A 14,859-nucleotide genomic window follows, 5' to 3' on the forward strand; every position below is an offset into this window, starting at 1 on the left:
CGCGGTCTGTCTTCCGGCTACTTCAGCTTCACGGCCTGCATGAGCTTCACGTTGAAGTAGCGGATGTCGTCCATGCTGTTGGGCAGCTTGCCCGCCTCGAAGGCGTTCTTCAGGTCCAGGATGGCCTCCTGGATGGTGTGCGTGGGCTCGAAGCCGAGCTCGTCCCTGATCTTGCGGCTGGAGACGTGGTAGCTGCGGTTGTCGTTGGTGGGGGTGGTCTCCACCGGGATGTCGCCGCCCAGGGTCTCGCGCACCATCTGCGCGATCTCCTTGACCTTGTAGTTCTCGTAGCCCACGTTGTAGATCTTCTTCTGGATCTTCTTGGGATCCTGCTTGAGCATGAACAGGTACACGTCGCACATGTCCTGGATGTGCAGGTTGGGGCGCTTCTGCTCGCCGCCGAAGACCGTGATCTTGCCCTTGTTGATGGCGTGGTTGGTCAGGATGTTCACGGTCAGGTCCAGGCGCATGCGCGGGGAGTAGCCGCACACGGTGCTGGGCCGGATGGTGGTGACGATGAAGTCGTCGGTGGCGGCCTTGTTCAGGTATTCCTCGCACATGGCCTTGTACTTGGAGTAGTCGGTCAGCGGTTCGAGCGGCAGATCCTCGGTGACCTCGGGATCGTCCTTCAGGCCGTACACGCTGGAGCTGGAGGCGTAGATGAAGCGCTTCACCCCGCTCTTCTTGGAGATGTCCACCAGGGGCAGGAAGGCGTCGTAGTTGATGGAGCGGGCCAGGCTGGGGTCCAGCTCGTAGCTCGGATCGTTGGAGATGCAGGCCAGGTGGATGACCGCGTCGCAGCCGGGGAGGTGCTTCTCAAGCAGGGAGGCGTCGCGCAGGTCGCCCTTGATCTCCGTGAGGTTCGGATGGCCCTTGCCGCCCAGGATCACGTCGTCGCCGTAGAGGTACAGGTCCAGAACCTTCACCTTGTAGCCCGCGTCCAGCAGCTGGGGAACCAGCAGCGCGCCCACGTAGCCCGCGCCGCCGGTGACGAAGATGGTCTTGATCTCGCTCATGCTCGCTCACCTGTCCTGTTTGGTTGCAGGCCGGGAAGCCTCCCCGGCCCTGTTCACGTGCCGCGGCGGAACGCCCGCCGAAATCCGAACCGACGCCGCGCCCGGAAAACCCGCGCGGCGGCCTACATTCCCTGAAGCGCCGTCCACAGCTCCGGCACGCTCTCGTCGTGCCGCGCCCGACAGTAGAAGCTCTCGCCGCCGTCGGCGACCGTGCGCACGAGCATGGTCTTCCAGGGGCGGAAATAATAGGCCGCGCTGCCCTTGGGGGCCTCGGCCCGGGTGTCCTCCGGCAGGTCGTGCAGGTCGCAGACCAGGGTGGTGAACCGGCGGATCTCCCGTCCCTCGCGGGCGGCGACGTTGCGCGCCATGGCCAGGGCCTTGAGATAGACCTCCGGGGCCATGACCGCGCTGCCCAGGTTCATGACCACCCCGCCCTCCAATCCCTCGACCTCGGCGGCGTAGATGAGGAAGTCCCGATGGCTGGCCGAGCCGAAGGCCGCGCCGCTGAAATTCGGATGCTGGTGGATGATGTCCTGGCCGATGCCCACGTGCACGGTCACGGGAATGCCCAGCTCCCAGGCGCGGGCCAGCAGCGAAAGATTCTTGTGCGGATACGCGCCCCGCGCGATCTCCCGGCCCACGGCCTCGCCCAGGCCCAGGCCCTCGGCGTCCCCGGCGGCCACGATGTCGTTGATCCGTCCGGTCTCCGTCCAGAGCCCGAACTCGCCGGCCTTGATGTAGCGCGCCACGCTCTCCGTGGTGGCCCCGATGAGCGCCAGCTCGAAGTCGTGGATCACGCAGGCCCCGTTCACGGCCACCAGGCTCACGAATCCCCGCCGCAACAGGTCGAGGAGGTAGGGCTGCACCCCGCTGCGCAGCACGTGCGCGCCCATCATGAGCACCCGCGCCGCGCCGCGCTCCCGCGCCGCAGCCAGGCGGGCGGCCACGCCGGCCAGCGCGGGCCGCACGGAGGCCGTCGGGGTTGGGGCCGTCCGCGCCGGGCAGGAGGCCGGGACGAAATCCAGGTCGTGGGCGCGGTCCGCCAGGGGCTGAAGCTTCAGCCGCGTCAGGTCGAAGAGTCTGTGGCGCGTGGGCATGGCCTACTTCAGGAGCGAGGTCAGATATTTCTGGGTGCTCTGGCGGTCGACGGCCTTCTTGTTGCCGATGACCCCCACGGCCAAGCCGCCCACCACGTTGCCGAGAAGCGCGGTGATCTCCGCGGGCGCGTTCAACGCGGCGGCGAGCGCGGTGACGGAGAAGAAGGCGTCGCCGGAGCCGATGCGGTCCACGACCTTGATGGCGAAGGCGGGCACCTCCACGAAGCCGCCGCCGGGCGTGAAGACCATGCACCCCCGCTTGCCGCGCGTCACGGCCAGGGCCCGGCAGCCGAGGCGTTCGGCGGCCTGGAGCATCAGGGGCATGAGCGGGCCGGAAAGATCCCGGTCCTCCAGGCGCATCTCCGGCTCCGCCAGGCTCACGTAGTCCGCGCGCTGGTAGCGGCCGATGGTGTGGTAGCCCCGGTTGCCCGCGTTGGCCTGGGTGTTCACGGCCAGGAACCGCGCCTTGCGCTCCAGCATGCGCCGCATGGCCGGGGAGATGGTCCCGTGGCCGAAGTCCGCCGCGATGACCAGGTCGTAGTCGGCCGCCTCGGCCTCCACCGCGGCGACGAACTCCGCGTCGTCGGCGGCGGGCAGGCCGGAGTCGTCCATGTGATAGATTTCAAGGAGCTTGTTGAAGGTGTAGCCTTCCAGGTAGCGGCGCTTCTCGATGGTGGGCGCGCCCTTGTGCAAGGCCAGATGCGGCCGCACCGAGGGGGCCAGGCTCTCGCGGATGAAGCCCTCGCGGCCGCCCAGCTCGCCCATGACGGAGAACAGCCGCACGTCGGATACGTAGCTCGACAGGTGGTTGGCCACCGCCAGCACGCCGCCCGCGAACAGGTCGCTCGAGCCGTGCTTGAGGGCCAGCACCGGCTCCTTGCTGGAAGTGCCGAGAACGCCGCAATAGTGGTAGTCGTCCAGGATCGTGTCCCCGATGACCAGCACCTTGAGATCGCGCATGGCGTCCAGCACGCCCTGCACGTCGGCCTCGGAGTAGCGGCGGCGAAACAGGCTCAGGTAGTCCTGGACCTCCTCGGGGAAGGCCGAGAGAAAGCGGTTGATGAGGTTCGTGGAGCTGAAGACCACGTCCTTGCTGAAGGCCATCTCCGCGCCGACCTCGCGGGCCACGCGCTCCTCGGCCTGGAGCTTGCCCGTGGGGTCGCTCTGGGCGTCCTTGAAGTCGGAGCCCTTGCAGTACACGTTCGGGCGCAACAACCGGAGCGTCTCCTCGGCCGTGGGGTACTCGTTGATCGCCACGTAGTCCACGCAGTCCAGGCTGGCGATGGCCTCGGCCCGCAGGCTCTCGTTGAACGCCGGGCGGTGCGGCCCCTTGTCCACGTAGCGGTCCGGGCTGATGGTCACCACCAGCACGTCGCCCATGGTCCGGGCCTGGCGCAGGTAGCGGATGTGCCCGATGTGCAGGAGATCGAAGCAGCCGTGGCAGAGGACGATCTTCCTGTCCGCCCGGATTCCGTTCAGGACTTCGACGAGCCTATGAAGGGGAAGGAGCTTGGAATGAGCAGTCATGGTTGGATTCCTCGGAAATGATGTCGGGGAGTTCCCCGCGGCCGGCCGGAGGGCGCGCCCTCCCAACCCGGCCCACCCCGCCTCCACGAAAGGGAGCTGAATCCCATGCGGGAGATGAAACGTCTGCCGGGGCGGCGGGAAGCTTCCGGCCGACAAAGAACGCGTCCGCCACGCCGATCGACATTCCCGGCAATGACCGTGGACGTCTTTACCCCATAACCTATTGCCCCACAACCCTGCCCCCCGGCATCGCGGGAGCATCGCCCCCGGAGGCCGTCGCGGCGGACGGGGCGGAGAGGACGGACCCGATGGAGGCTGACCGTGGGACGGGGAGAAGAACCGCCGGGCTCTATTTGTCCAGAACGACCTTGACCCGCACACCTTCACTGACGAACAGATCCAGATCCTTGATGAGAAAATGGACCAGGTAGGAAGCCGCCGCGGGCCCCTTGTCCTCGGCGGTCAGCGGCAAAGGCAGGAGCACTCCCTCGAACTCCCGATCCCCCAGGCTCTGGATGGTGACGCGCCCCGTGTCTCCCGCCGTGAGCCGAACGTAACGATCCGGCCCGATCCGGCATTCGGCGTGGAAAATCGGACGCGCCACGCTGAAGCAGAGCTTGTTCTTGACCATCTCCATCCGGGGGCCGAGCTTCAGGTCGGACACCAGTCCATCGGCGGGCGCGCGCAGAAGCGCCTCCCAGGGGACGTTCTCCGAGGAGACCGGCACGCCGCCCAACTCGCGGCGGACCCGGGCCCGTTCCTCGGCCAGATTCTCGGACAGTTCCCGGATCTCTTCCCGGAGCGCGGCCCGCTGCCGGTCGAGCATGTCCAGGCCAGAGGCCTCCCGTTCCAGCCGGGCCCGGCTCTCGACCCCGACGCGCACGGCGTCCTCCAGCCGTTCAACCCGGGCGGCCGCCTCCTGGCTCTGGACGTCGAGCAGGCGCAATTCCTCCCGCCTGGCGTGAAGCTTCCCCGGACGCAGGGCCTGGCGGATCGCATCATGGTCCTGGTCGTCCAGCCGGTACACGGCCAGGACGTCTCCGGCCTTGACCGCATCGCCCAGGCGCACGCGAACCTCCTCGCAGGTTCCGGCATAGGGGTTGCGCAGCCAGAAGGTCAGGGCCGCGAAGATCAGGGCGGCCAGGCTGGTGCCCAGGACGCAGATCTTCATCTCCCGGGGCGGGTGGAGCAGCACCCGGTAGCCGCCGAGGGCGGCGTAGATCGCCAGATAGAGCCCGCTCAGGGGCCAGAGCGAGAAATAGGCCGAGAGAGGGAACGCGCCGCCCAGGACGTGGCGGACCAGGACGCAGACGGACCAGGCGGCGCCCACGGCCAGGAGATCGCCGGCGGCCAGGACCAGCGGCATGAGCCAGGGTCGGCAGGAAGCCTTCTTCAGTGCGCTCTCGATGAAAAGGCTCGCCTCCATGCGCCTCTGTCGTCCTTCTTTCCTCGGCCCGGTCCGGGCCGTCGTCAGTCCTCGATGAGGCGGAACAGCCGGGCGGTTTCCGCGATGGCGTTCAGCACCGTGTCGATGTGCTTCCGGGTGTGGCGGCTGGTGAAGACCACCCGCAGGATGGCCTGCCCCTTGGGCACGGCCGGATAGACGGCCGGAAGCGCGAAGACGCCCCGGTCGAAGAGTTCGCGCGAGAAGTCGAAGGCGGCCATCTCGTCGCCGATGAGGATCGACGTGATCGGGCTGCTGGACTCCTTGACGGTGAGCCCCAGGCGCTGCAAGCGCGACTGGGCCAGTCGGGCGTTGCGCCAGAGGCGCTCCACGCGGCGGGGCTCCTTCTCGATGATCTCCAGGCTGGCCAGCGCGGCGGCGGCGCTGGCGGCGGGCAGCCCGGCGGAAAAGATGTGCGTGCGGGAGTCGTGCTGGATGTAGGTCAGCAGGTCCAGGTCGTCGGAGGCCACGAAGCCGCCCACCGAGGCCAGGGCCTTGCTGAAGGTGCCCATGACCATGTCCACGTCGGCCACGGCGTCGAACTCGTGCGCCGTGGTCCGGCCTCCGCCCATGACCCCCAGGCCGTGGGCGTCGTCCACGTAGAGGAACAGGTTCGGGTCCACCTCCCGCAGCCGGGCCAGGGCGGCCAGATCCGTGACCCGTCCGGACATGCTGAACAGGCCCTCGGTGATCAGGAAGATCCTGCCGGTCTCGGGCTTGGCGCGCAGGCGCTCCAGGGCCGCGCGGGCCGCGCCCTCCCGTTCTCCCTTGTAGGAAACCATGCGTGCGCCGCCCAGGCGGCAGCCCGCCATGATGCTGGCGTGGCACTCCCGGTCGCAGAGGAAGACGTCGCCGGGCCGGGTCAGACAGGCGATGGCCCCCGCGTTGGTCAGAAAACCCGTGGGATGGACCACGGCCCCGGCCTTGCCCGTGAAGCGGGCCAGCCGCTCCTCCAGCTCGTGGTGCAGGGTGATGTTGCCGCAGAGGAAGCGGGAGCCGCCGGGGCCGCTGCCCCAGCGCCGCATGGCCCGGGCCGCCGCCGCGAGCACGCGGCGGTCGTGGGTCAGGCCCAGGTAGTCGTTGGAGCTGGCCATGATCAGGGTGCGGCCGTCCACCACGGCTTCCACGCCGTTGCTGCGCTCGATGGGCTTGAAATAGACGTAGCGCTTCGAGCGCACGAGCGCCTTGACGCTCGCCGTCAATGTGGCCCGCTCCGTGGCGGAGACGGACTCCGTGCCCGTTGTTTTCGCCAATGCCTTGTGACTCATGGATTATTCCAGACTCCAGCGTCTCGCATAAAAATTCTATGCTTATGTATTCGTAATGAGGGCCCGCGTCAAACGCGTCCTGCCCGCCCCTTGATCGCGGAATCGACGGACGGCTGGCGGGAAACTCCTGCCGCGCGGGGAAAATCGGGCACTCCCACCGCTTCGTTCCCTCACTTTCCCCCCGCGCTTTTTTTTGAAACAGAAATCACGCCGGCCGACTTCCGGTAGAAAAACCGATAGCTCCGTCTTGGCAGACGCGCGGGGGTCTGCTACGAACCGGACACCGCATGGAGAGCACCACACCATCCCCCCGGCCGCGTTCCCGCGCGGCGGTCCTGAAGGCCGCGATCTTCCTCGCCACGGCCTGCGGCATCATCATCGCCCTGTTCTCCCTGGCCGACTTCTCCCGCCTCACCGCCTCCCTGGCCCAGGCCCGCCCGGGACCGATCCTGGCCGCGGCCCTGCTGCAGGCGCTCGCCGCGGCCCTGCGCGCCGAACGGCTGCGCCGCATCCTGGGCGGCTCCCCGGCCTTCGGCCGGGTCTTCCACATCGCCAACACGGGCAACATGGTCAATTGCCTCATCCCCCTGCGCGCGGGGGAGTTCTGCATGACCTTCCTGCTGGCCGGGAGCCTGAAACACGGCGCGAGCGAGGCGCTCTCGAAAATCTTCGTGGACCGCCTGCTGGACCTGATGACCGTGACGCTCCTGTTCATCGCCACGGCTCTGTCCCTGCCCGGCGACGCGACGGCCGCTCCCGGCCTGCGCGGGGCGGCCGCGGTCTGCGCCGTGATCCTGCCCGCGACCTGGCTCCTGCTCTTCCTGCTCTCCCGCTTCCAGACCCCCATGCTGCGCCTGCTGAAACGCCTGGCCGCGCCCTTCCGCTTCCTGCCCTGGGACTCGCTGGAGGGCAGGATCCGCTCCGGCATCGCGGGCCTCGACGTCCTCTTCCGGCCCCGGGAGCTGTTCCTCCTGCTTCTCCGCTCCCTGCTCATCTGGACCCTCATCGCGGCCTCCTACCATTTCGGCATGGCCGCCCTCTTCCCGCCGCCCGCCTTCCAGGCCGCGCTCCTGGCCATGTGCCTCACCGTGGTGGGCCTGATGGCCGTGGCGGCCCCGGCCGGGATCGGCGCCGTCCACGGGGCCATCGTCCTGGCCCTCTCCCTGTTCGGCGTGCCGGTGGACCAGGGCCTGGCCTTCGCCCTGCTCTACCACGCCCTGGTCACGACGCTGAACGTGGCCCTGGGGCTCGTCGGGACACACGCCCTCGGGCTCAGGCCCGGCCGCCTGCTGCGCCTCTCGGCGCGGCGCGGCGCGGACTCTCCGGACGAGGCGGCCCCGCGCTGAACCTCTGACCCGCCGGAGCCCGATGACGCTGGACGCCCGGCCTCGGGACGGGCTATAGGAAACGGACCCCTTCATCCGCACCAACCAAGGCCGTCCGCGTGGAAACCGTCCTGCTGCTCAATCCCCCGGGGAAGAAACGCTATATCCGGGACTATTTCTGCAGCAAGGTCTCCAAGAGCGGCTATCTCTACCCGCCCACGGACCTGCTCCTGCAAAGCGGCCTCCTGGCCCGGGACTTCCGGGTGTCGGCCCTGGACGCCGTGGCCGAGGGACTCTCGCCCGAGGCCGCGATTGAGCGCGTCGCCGCGTCGCGGCCGGACCATCTGCTGACCCTGGCCGGGGCGGTCTCCCTGGGCGAGGACGCGGAATTCCTGGCGCGGCTGCGGCGCGCGGTCCCGTCCATCCGCTCGGCGGTGGGCATCGGCGACCTCTTCCTGGAGAACCCGGCGGCCGCCCTGGAACGATTCGCGGGCCTGGACGCCGTGGCCGTGGACTTCACCGCCGACGGCCCGGGACGCTTCTTCGCCGGGCGCGACGATCACGGCCTGGCCACGCGCGGCGGCGGTCCGGGCGCGGCCCCGGCCCGGGGCGAGTTCTCCATCCCCGTGCCGCGCCACGACCTCTTCGCCTCCCCGCGCTACCGCTACCCCTTCGTGCGCCGCCGGCCCTTCGCCGTGGTCCTGACCAACTTCGGCTGTCCCTACCGCTGTTCGTTCTGCGTCATGCCCGGCCTGGGCTTCAAATCCCGGGCGGTGGAGAACGTGCTGGAGGAGCTGGACCTGCTCAAGGCCCGGGGCTGCCGCGACCTCTACTTCAACGACCAGACCTTCGGCGCGGACCGGCCCCGGACGCGGGCCCTGCTGGAGGCCATGATCCGCCGGAAATACGGCTTCGGCTTCGTCTGTTTCACCCGCGTGGACCTCATGAACCGGGAGTTCCTGCTTCTGCTCCGGCGGGCGGGCTGCCACACGGTCATGTTCGGGGCCGAGAGCGCCGACGACGCCTTGCTCGAATCCTACTCCAAGAACATCACCGCCGGGGGCGTCATGGCCGCCCGCGCGGCCTGCCGGGAGCTGGGCCTGCGCACGGTGGCCACCTTCATCCTCGGCCTGCCCGGCGAGACCGAGGAGAGCGCGCTGGCGACCATCGCCTTCGCCAAGCGCCTGGACCCGGACTTCGCCTCCTTCAACCTGGCCGTGCCGCGCATGGGCACGCCCCTGCGCCGGGAAGCCCTGGACCGGGGCTACGCCGACCCCGAAAACCGGGAGATGGACCAGTCCGGCTCACGGGCCTCGCTGGCCACGGAGAGCCTCGCGGCCGAGCGGGCCGAGGCCCTACGCAACCGCGCCAGCCGGGAGTTCTACCTGCGGCCCGGGAAGATCCTCGGCAGGCTTCTGGACGTGCGCACCACGGTGGACGCCCTGAACCTGACCCGCGACGGGCTGGGGGTCATGGCCGACGCCGCGCGCGGCCTGTGGCGGGAACGGAAGGGGTCCGGGCGCTAGGGCCGCCGCCCGAGGGCGACCTGGGCCATCCCGAGCACCGACTCCACGGAAATGCCCTTCATGCAGCGGTTGTCCCGGCAGGGCGAGCGCTTCTGGTTGTAGGCCGAGATGCACGGGCTGCAGGCCAGCTCCAGGCTCACGGCCCGCACCCGGGGCCCCAGGGGCCGGAAGATCTTCGGCGTTTCCGGGCCGAAGAGGACGATCACGTCGATCTCGGCCGCGCCCGCCAGATGCGCCGGGCCGGAGTCGTTCGTCACCAGCAGGTCGGCGGCGTGGAACAGCTCCATGAGGTCCGGCAGGCCGGTGCGGCCCGCGAGGTTGTGGACGCGGGGATGCGGAAGCTCCCGCAGCAGCCGCTCCACGGCCGCCCGTTCCCCGGGCGCGCCGATGAAGCCCACCAGCACGTCCGGCGGTTCGGCCAGCCGGGCCGCCAGCTCCAGGTAGTTGGCTTCCGGCCAGCGGCGGTTGGGGGCCATGTCGCTGGCGTTCACGTTCAGCAGCACGAGCCGCCAGGAGGGCTCCCAGCCGGGGCACAGGCTCCGCAGCATCTCCTCCACCCGCGCGCGCAGGGCCGGATCCGAAGGCACGCGCGGCAACTCCAGATCCTCCAGGGGCACGGCGACCTTGGCCGCCGGTTCCGGGCCCGGCTCCTCGGCCAGGGACTCCACCAGGGCCGCGTAGGTCTGGGCCGCGTGCAGATGGGGCGAGTAGACCAGCCGGTGGGTGAGCAGGCCGCCGGTGTAGCGGCCCTCGTCGTGGAAACGGAAGAAGCCCGCCCGGATCGGGGCCCCGGACAGGGCGGCCAGGAGCGTGCTGAAGCGGGCGAAGGTCTCCAGGTTGACCGTGGCGTCGGGGGCCAGGGCGCGCATGCGGGCGATGGCGGCCAGGGTGTCGCGGCAGAAGGTCCAGAGGCCGTCGGTGCGGATGACGATGCGCCGGTCGCGGGGAAAGCGCAGGGCGTCGAGCACCTGTCCGCCCAGGCCGAAGGTCAGAACCCAGGGCTCGGCCCCGGGGTGGCGTTCCTCCAGGCGGCGCATGGCCGCCTGCGCGGCCACGAAGGCCCCGGACTCGGCCAGTTGGATGAAGATCACGCGGCGCAGGCGCTCGGGACGCGGCCGGGGACGTCGGAACAGGCGCGCGACCCGCAGCCAGAGCGTGAGCAGCAGGCAGCAGGGCGCGCCCAGCCAGAAGTCGATGAACCGCATGAACTGAACCGGCATCCGCCTCTCCCGTCTCGTGCGTAAGCCCGCGCCGCGAGGCGGCGGAGGCTGGGCGGCAGGCTAAGCCATGCCCGCCGTTCTGGCAAGATTTTCGGCGCGGATCACGGGAAGGCGTCCCGGACGATCAGCGCGGCGGCAGCCCGTTCCCGGCCAGAAAGGCTTCCAGGCGGTCCAGGCAGGCCTCCAGGCCCAAGGCGTCCGTGTCCAGCGTCAGGGCGGGATTCTCGGGCGCCTCGTAGGGCGCGGAAATCCCGGTGTAGTTCTTGATCCTGCCCTGGCGGGCCAGGCGGTAATAGCCCTTGATGTCCCGGCGTTCGCACTCCTCCAGGGAGCAGCGCACGTAGACCTCGTGAAAGTCGGCGTCGCCGAGGATGCGGCGCACGTTCTCCCGGTCCGCGCGCATGGGCGAGATGAAGGCGCAGAAGCAGACGATCCCGGCGTCCAGGAAGAGCTTCACGGACTCGGCGATGCGGCGCACGTTCTCGGTGCGGTCGTCGGCGCTGAAGCTCAGGTCGGCGCAAAGCCCGTGGCGGATCTTGTCCCCGTCGAAGACGTAGGTGCGCACGCCCCGGTCGTGCAGGCGCTTCTCCAGGGCATGGGCCAGGGTGGACTTGCCCGAGCCGGACAGGCCGGTGAACCAGAGGGCCAGGGAGCGGTGTCCGTTGGCGGCCTCGCGGTGGCGACGCAGAACCTGCGCCGGAGGCGGGCAGGTGGCGGCGTTGCTCGCGTGCCGGCACTGCTCGGTCAGGGTCTTCCCGTCGGGGTCGTCGTTCGTCATGGGCTCTCCCGGGCGATGGGGGGGCGCGGTCCCCGGTCGGGGCGCGTCCGATTCCGGCTTCCTATATACGACGAAGCTCCCTTGGTCCAGTTTCCACCCCGCCGAGCCCTCAGCAAACATTCTTCAGGCCACGACGACGGCCGCGCCCGGACGGGCGCGAGGGAGGAAGACCCGCCGCATTCGGGCCGAGCGGGGGTCGTCAGCCCTTGCGGCCCTTGCAGACGAGATCGATGTCGAAGCTGATGGAGTCGCCGCGGTAGACCACGTTGGCGAAATAGAGCAGCCGCCCTTCCGCGCCCAGGACATGGCGGCGCACCAGGGCCACCGGGGCGTCCACCGCGATGTCCAGGCAGCGGGCGGACTCCGGGTCGGCCGTGCTGATGGTCAGGGTCTGCGCGCCCTCGGTCACCTCTTCCCGGTCGTTGAGCACGGAGAGCACGGTGATGCTCCGGTAGAGATCCGGGGCGCGGTCGAAGACCTCCTGGTCCAGGTAGATGTCCAGCACGGCGTAGGGGCGGCCGTCCCGGCCGTGGACCCGGCGCATGTACTGGTAGGCCGCCGCCGGGCGTCCGGGCACGTCGTCCAGGGGCGGCGGGGGCGCCTCCCGGCGCTCCGCGAGGATGTCCAGGGAGGTGCCCGCGATCATGCGCGTCAGCGACTCCCAGCTCGTGCTCATGCGCAACCGCCGATTGGGATCCGCCTCGGCCACGAAGGTTCCCGTGCCCTGCTGCCGGACGAGACGGCGCTCCTCCACCAGGCTGGTCACGGCCTGGCGGGCCGTGATCCGCGAGACGCCGTGCTCCTGGGCCAGCTCGTCCAGGCTGGGGATGCGCGCGCCGGGAACCCACTCGCCGCTGTCGATGCGGCTGCGGATGGCGCAGGCCACCTGGAGATAGAGCGGACTGCGGCTGCGCCGCAGCAAGTCCTTCATCCGTCCGTCCTCAGCCATGCGCCCGGCGTCCTCCGTTCCTTGACAGCGGCCGTTCTGGGGGAACGGCCGATCATCCGCGTACATAAGAGGATCGGAGGAATTCCGCAACCGCCGCGTCATCGGGCTCCACGCCGAGCCCCGGGCCCCCGGGCAGGGTGAAGACGCCCTCGTCGAGCCGGGGATGCGGGGCGGCCAGGCCCTCGCGCAGGGGGTTGGGGTTCACGTCGATCTCCAGGAGTCCGGGACCGCCCGCGGCCGCCAGCAGATGGGCCGAGGCCAACAGGCCCACGCCGCCGCCGAGGTAGTGCGGGCAGTAGACCCGCCCGGCCTCCAGGGCCGCCCGGGCCGCCTCGAGGCAGCCGCTCACCCCGCCCCACTTGCAGGCGTCGGGCTGGACGAAGGCGAGATGGCCGAAGGCCGCGCGGAACTCCCCGAGGGAGCGGATGTTCTCGCCCGCGGCCAGGGGAATGGGCGAGGCCTCGGCCAGCCGCCGCCATTCCTCGATGGGCCGGTCGCAGCGCAGGGGCTCCTCGATCCACTCCACGGGGAAGGCCGCCAGCTCCCGGAGCATGGCCCCGGCCGTGTCCAGATCCCAGGCCTGGTTGGCGTCGAGCATGAAACGTTCGCCGGGCCGCAGGGACTCCGAAATCATCCGGACGTTGGTCAGGTCGCGGTCGCGGCCGAAGCCCACCTTGAGTTTGAAGGCCCGGTATCCGGCCGCGCGACAGGCCTCCACGGTCTCCAGGCAGCCCGCCGGATTGATGCCGCTGGCGTAGGCCGGGACCACGCCCTCGCCCTTTCCGCCGAGCAGGCGGTGCAGGGGCAGGCCCGCCTTCCGGGCCGCGAGATCCCAGAGCGCGTCGTCCGCTCCGGCCAGACACTGCTGGATGGGCCCGTACTCGGCGGTCTGGAGCATCAGGGTGTGCGTGGCCCGGGTCAGTTCCGCGGCCGCCTCGGACGGCCCCCGGAATTCCCGTCCCAGCAGGAGCGGGGCGAAGACCGAGCGCAGCAGCCCGGCCCGGTGTTCGGCCCCGCAGTCGGGGAAGTTGCACCAGACCTCGCCCCAGCCGTGCGCGCCGCTTTCGTCCTCCAGGCGCAGAAGCACCGAGGGACGGTCGCGCATGACCCCGAAGGAGGTGGTCACGGGCGTGTCGATGGGCGCGCGGTAGACCCGGATCTCCACGCGGCGGACGCGCAGCGTGTCGGTTTCAATGACGGCGTTCCCGCTGTTCATGCCGCGCACCTCGCGGACCGGGACTTGCGGAAGGCCCGCAAGGCCGTGAAGAAGATGCTGGCCACGGTGAGAATGATGAAGACCCAGCTGATGGGCGAAGCGAAGAACACCTCGTAGCCTCCGTTGGAGATGATCAGGGACCGGCGCAGGTTGTCCTCGAACATGGGGCCCAGGATGAAGGCGATGATGAACGGCGCGGGCGGCGTATGGGTGAGGAGCATGAGATAGCCCACGCCCCCGGCGACGATCATGACCAGCACGTCGAGCATGCTGTTGTTCACCGCGTAGACGCCGAAGACGCAGAGCACCATGACCGAGGGGAACAGGAGCCGCTTGGGGATGTTGACCACCTTGGAGAAGACGCGGATCACGCCGCGTCCGGCCAGGTACATCATGAACGAGCTGAACAGGATGCCGATGAACAGGGCGTAGACCAGGGGCGCGTTCTGCTTGAAGATCAGCGGGCCGGGGGTCAGGCCGTGGATCATGAAGGCCCCGAGCATGATGGCCGTGATCGGGTCGCCGGGCACGCCCAGGGAGAGCAGCGGGATCATGGTCGAGCCGCAGCAGCCGCTGTTGCCCGACTCGGCGGCGGCCACGCCCTCCAGTTCGCCCTTGCCGAACTCGTCGCCGTTCTTGGAGGTCCGCCGGGCCTCGCTGTAGGAGAGGAAGGCGGCCGGAGCCGGGCCCACGGCCGGGATCGCGCCCATGACCACGCCGATGAGGCTGCCGCGCAGGATGGTCTTCAGGCTGGCCCGGAACTCGGGCCAGGTGAGCCGCCCGGCGTCCACCTTGGCGATCTGGCCCGCGTCGCCGCCGCCCACGCCCTGAAGCATCTCGGGCAGGGCGAAGAGGCCGATGAGCACGGGGATGAAGTTGATCCCGGCCATGAGGTCCGCGTTGCCGAAGGTCAGGCGCTCGGTGGAGAACATGAGGTCCAGGCCCACGGTGGCCGCCAGCAGGCCCAGGCCCGCCGAGATGAAGCCCTTGATGGCCGAGCCGCCGGACACGCCCGCGATCATGGTCATGGAGAAGCAGATCAGGGTGAAGAACTCCGGCGGGCCGAAGCGCATGGCGAAGGCCGCGATCCAGCCGGTGCAGAAGATGAGCGAAAGGTTGGAGACGAAGTCGGCGGCGCAGGAGGCGTAGAGGGCCATGTCCAGGGCCTTGCGGGCCTGGCCCTTCTCGGTGAGGGGATAGCCGTCGAGCACCGTGCAGGAGGCCGCCGGAGTGCCCGGGGTCTTGATCAGGATGGCCGAGATCGAGCCCCCGTAGATGGCCCCCTTGTAGAGTCCCACCAGCAGGAGCAGGCCGGTGATGGGGTGCATGTAGAAGGTGAAGGGCAGGGCCAGGGCCACGGCCATGTTGCCGGTGAGGCCGGGAATGGCCCCGATGACCACGCCGAAGATCATTCCGGCGGCGATGGCCGCCAGATTGTACCAGGTGGCGATCAGGGCCAGGGCGGCGGACAGGTTTTCGATCATCGTCTTCTC

General features: G+C 69.7%; 12 protein-coding genes. 2 read left to right on the forward strand and 10 right to left on the reverse strand.

Features of this window, described 5'->3' with window-relative positions:
- Positions 1–17 precede the first annotated feature (17 nt).
- From H587_RS0114940 to H587_RS0114960, 5 genes are all read right to left on the reverse strand, one after another.
- Entirely contained in the window at positions 18–1,016 is a 999-nt protein-coding gene (locus H587_RS0114940; protein ID WP_027176919.1) for an NAD-dependent epimerase/dehydratase family protein, read from the reverse strand.
- A 122-nt stretch (positions 1,017–1,138) separates the two neighbouring features.
- Complete coding sequence (locus tag H587_RS0114945; protein WP_027176920.1) at positions 1,139–2,113, reverse strand: GSU2086 family protein; 975 nt, start codon at positions 2,111–2,113, stop codon at positions 1,139–1,141.
- Between the two features lie 3 nt (positions 2,114–2,116).
- The gene (locus tag H587_RS0114950; RefSeq protein ID WP_027176921.1) at positions 2,117–3,640 is read right to left on the reverse strand and encodes a PfkB family carbohydrate kinase; all 1,524 of its coding nucleotides are present in this window, start codon (positions 3,638–3,640) and stop codon (positions 2,117–2,119) included.
- Between the two features lie 349 nt (positions 3,641–3,989).
- A complete protein-coding gene (locus H587_RS0114955) occupies positions 3,990–5,066 on the reverse strand; it encodes an efflux RND transporter periplasmic adaptor subunit (RefSeq protein WP_027176922.1) in 1,077 nt (358 codons plus the stop codon).
- A gap of 44 nt (positions 5,067–5,110) precedes the next feature.
- Positions 5,111–6,352, reverse strand: a complete 1,242-nt coding sequence (locus tag H587_RS0114960; RefSeq protein WP_051202970.1) for an aminotransferase class I/II-fold pyridoxal phosphate-dependent enzyme — start codon at positions 6,350–6,352, stop codon at positions 5,111–5,113.
- Positions 6,353–6,639: 287 nt separating this feature from the next.
- Here H587_RS0114960 and H587_RS0114965 point away from each other — a divergent pair, with 287 nt between their 5' ends.
- Together H587_RS0114965 and H587_RS0114970 are read left to right on the forward strand one after the other, a co-directional pair.
- A complete protein-coding gene (locus tag H587_RS0114965) occupies positions 6,640–7,698 on the forward strand; it encodes a lysylphosphatidylglycerol synthase transmembrane domain-containing protein (RefSeq protein ID WP_027176924.1) in 1,059 nt (352 codons plus the stop codon).
- Positions 7,699–7,796: 98 nt separating this feature from the next.
- Entirely contained in the window at positions 7,797–9,203 is a 1,407-nt protein-coding gene (locus H587_RS0114970) for a B12-binding domain-containing radical SAM protein (RefSeq protein WP_027176925.1), read from the forward strand.
- Here the strand turns inward: H587_RS0114970 and H587_RS0114975 are convergent.
- From H587_RS0114975 to H587_RS0114995, 5 genes are all read right to left on the reverse strand, one after another.
- Positions 9,200–10,423: a glycosyltransferase family 9 protein gene (locus H587_RS0114975; protein WP_027176926.1), complete on the reverse strand. Its 1,224-nt coding sequence runs from the start codon at positions 10,421–10,423 to the stop codon at positions 9,200–9,202. The genes H587_RS0114970 and H587_RS0114975 overlap by 4 nt on opposite strands.
- A gap of 124 nt (positions 10,424–10,547) precedes the next feature.
- Positions 10,548–11,201: an adenylyl-sulfate kinase gene (cysC, locus tag H587_RS19055; RefSeq protein WP_084630870.1), complete on the reverse strand. Its 654-nt coding sequence runs from the start codon at positions 11,199–11,201 to the stop codon at positions 10,548–10,550.
- A gap of 199 nt (positions 11,202–11,400) precedes the next feature.
- Positions 11,401–12,150 (reverse strand): GntR family transcriptional regulator, encoded by a 750-nt coding sequence (locus H587_RS0114985; protein ID WP_034609591.1) that lies wholly within the window; start codon positions 12,148–12,150, stop codon positions 11,401–11,403.
- A 52-nt stretch (positions 12,151–12,202) separates the two neighbouring features.
- Complete coding sequence (locus H587_RS0114990; protein ID WP_051202972.1) at positions 12,203–13,366, reverse strand: mandelate racemase/muconate lactonizing enzyme family protein; 1,164 nt, start codon at positions 13,364–13,366, stop codon at positions 12,203–12,205.
- The gene (locus H587_RS0114995) at positions 13,363–14,850 is read right to left on the reverse strand and encodes a tripartite tricarboxylate transporter permease (protein ID WP_034609593.1); all 1,488 of its coding nucleotides are present in this window, start codon (positions 14,848–14,850) and stop codon (positions 13,363–13,365) included. Before H587_RS0114995 ends, H587_RS0114990 begins: the two co-directional genes overlap by 4 nt.
- Positions 14,851–14,859: the final 9 nt, after the last annotated feature.

This window comes from Desulfovibrio aminophilus DSM 12254, assembly GCF_000422565.1.
In the GTDB taxonomy this organism is placed as follows: domain Bacteria; phylum Desulfobacterota; class Desulfovibrionia; order Desulfovibrionales; family Desulfovibrionaceae; genus Aminidesulfovibrio; species Aminidesulfovibrio aminophilus.

Coding starts and splice junctions, on each gene's coding strand:
- H587_RS0114950 (WP_027176921.1), bottom strand. CDS start 3,640: ATGACTGCTCATTCCAAGCTCCTTCCCCTTCATAGGCTCGTCGAAGTC.
- H587_RS0114940 (WP_027176919.1), bottom strand. CDS start 1,016: ATGAGCGAGATCAAGACCATCTTCGTCACCGGCGGCGCGGGCTACGTG.
- H587_RS0114990 (WP_051202972.1), bottom strand. CDS start 13,366: ATGAACAGCGGGAACGCCGTCATTGAAACCGACACGCTGCGCGTCCGC.
- H587_RS0114975 (WP_027176926.1), bottom strand. CDS start 10,423: ATGCCGGTTCAGTTCATGCGGTTCATCGACTTCTGGCTGGGCGCGCCC.
- cysC (WP_084630870.1), bottom strand. CDS start 11,201: ATGACGAACGACGACCCCGACGGGAAGACCCTGACCGAGCAGTGCCGG.
- H587_RS0114965 (WP_027176924.1), top strand. CDS start 6,640: ATGGAGAGCACCACACCATCCCCCCGGCCGCGTTCCCGCGCGGCGGTC.
- H587_RS0114985 (WP_034609591.1), bottom strand. CDS start 12,150: ATGGCTGAGGACGGACGGATGAAGGACTTGCTGCGGCGCAGCCGCAGT.
- H587_RS0114955 (WP_027176922.1), bottom strand. CDS start 5,066: ATGGAGGCGAGCCTTTTCATCGAGAGCGCACTGAAGAAGGCTTCCTGC.
- H587_RS0114945 (WP_027176920.1), bottom strand. CDS start 2,113: ATGCCCACGCGCCACAGACTCTTCGACCTGACGCGGCTGAAGCTTCAG.
- H587_RS0114960 (WP_051202970.1), bottom strand. CDS start 6,352: ATGAGTCACAAGGCATTGGCGAAAACAACGGGCACGGAGTCCGTCTCC.
- H587_RS0114995 (WP_034609593.1), bottom strand. CDS start 14,850: ATGATCGAAAACCTGTCCGCCGCCCTGGCCCTGATCGCCACCTGGTAC.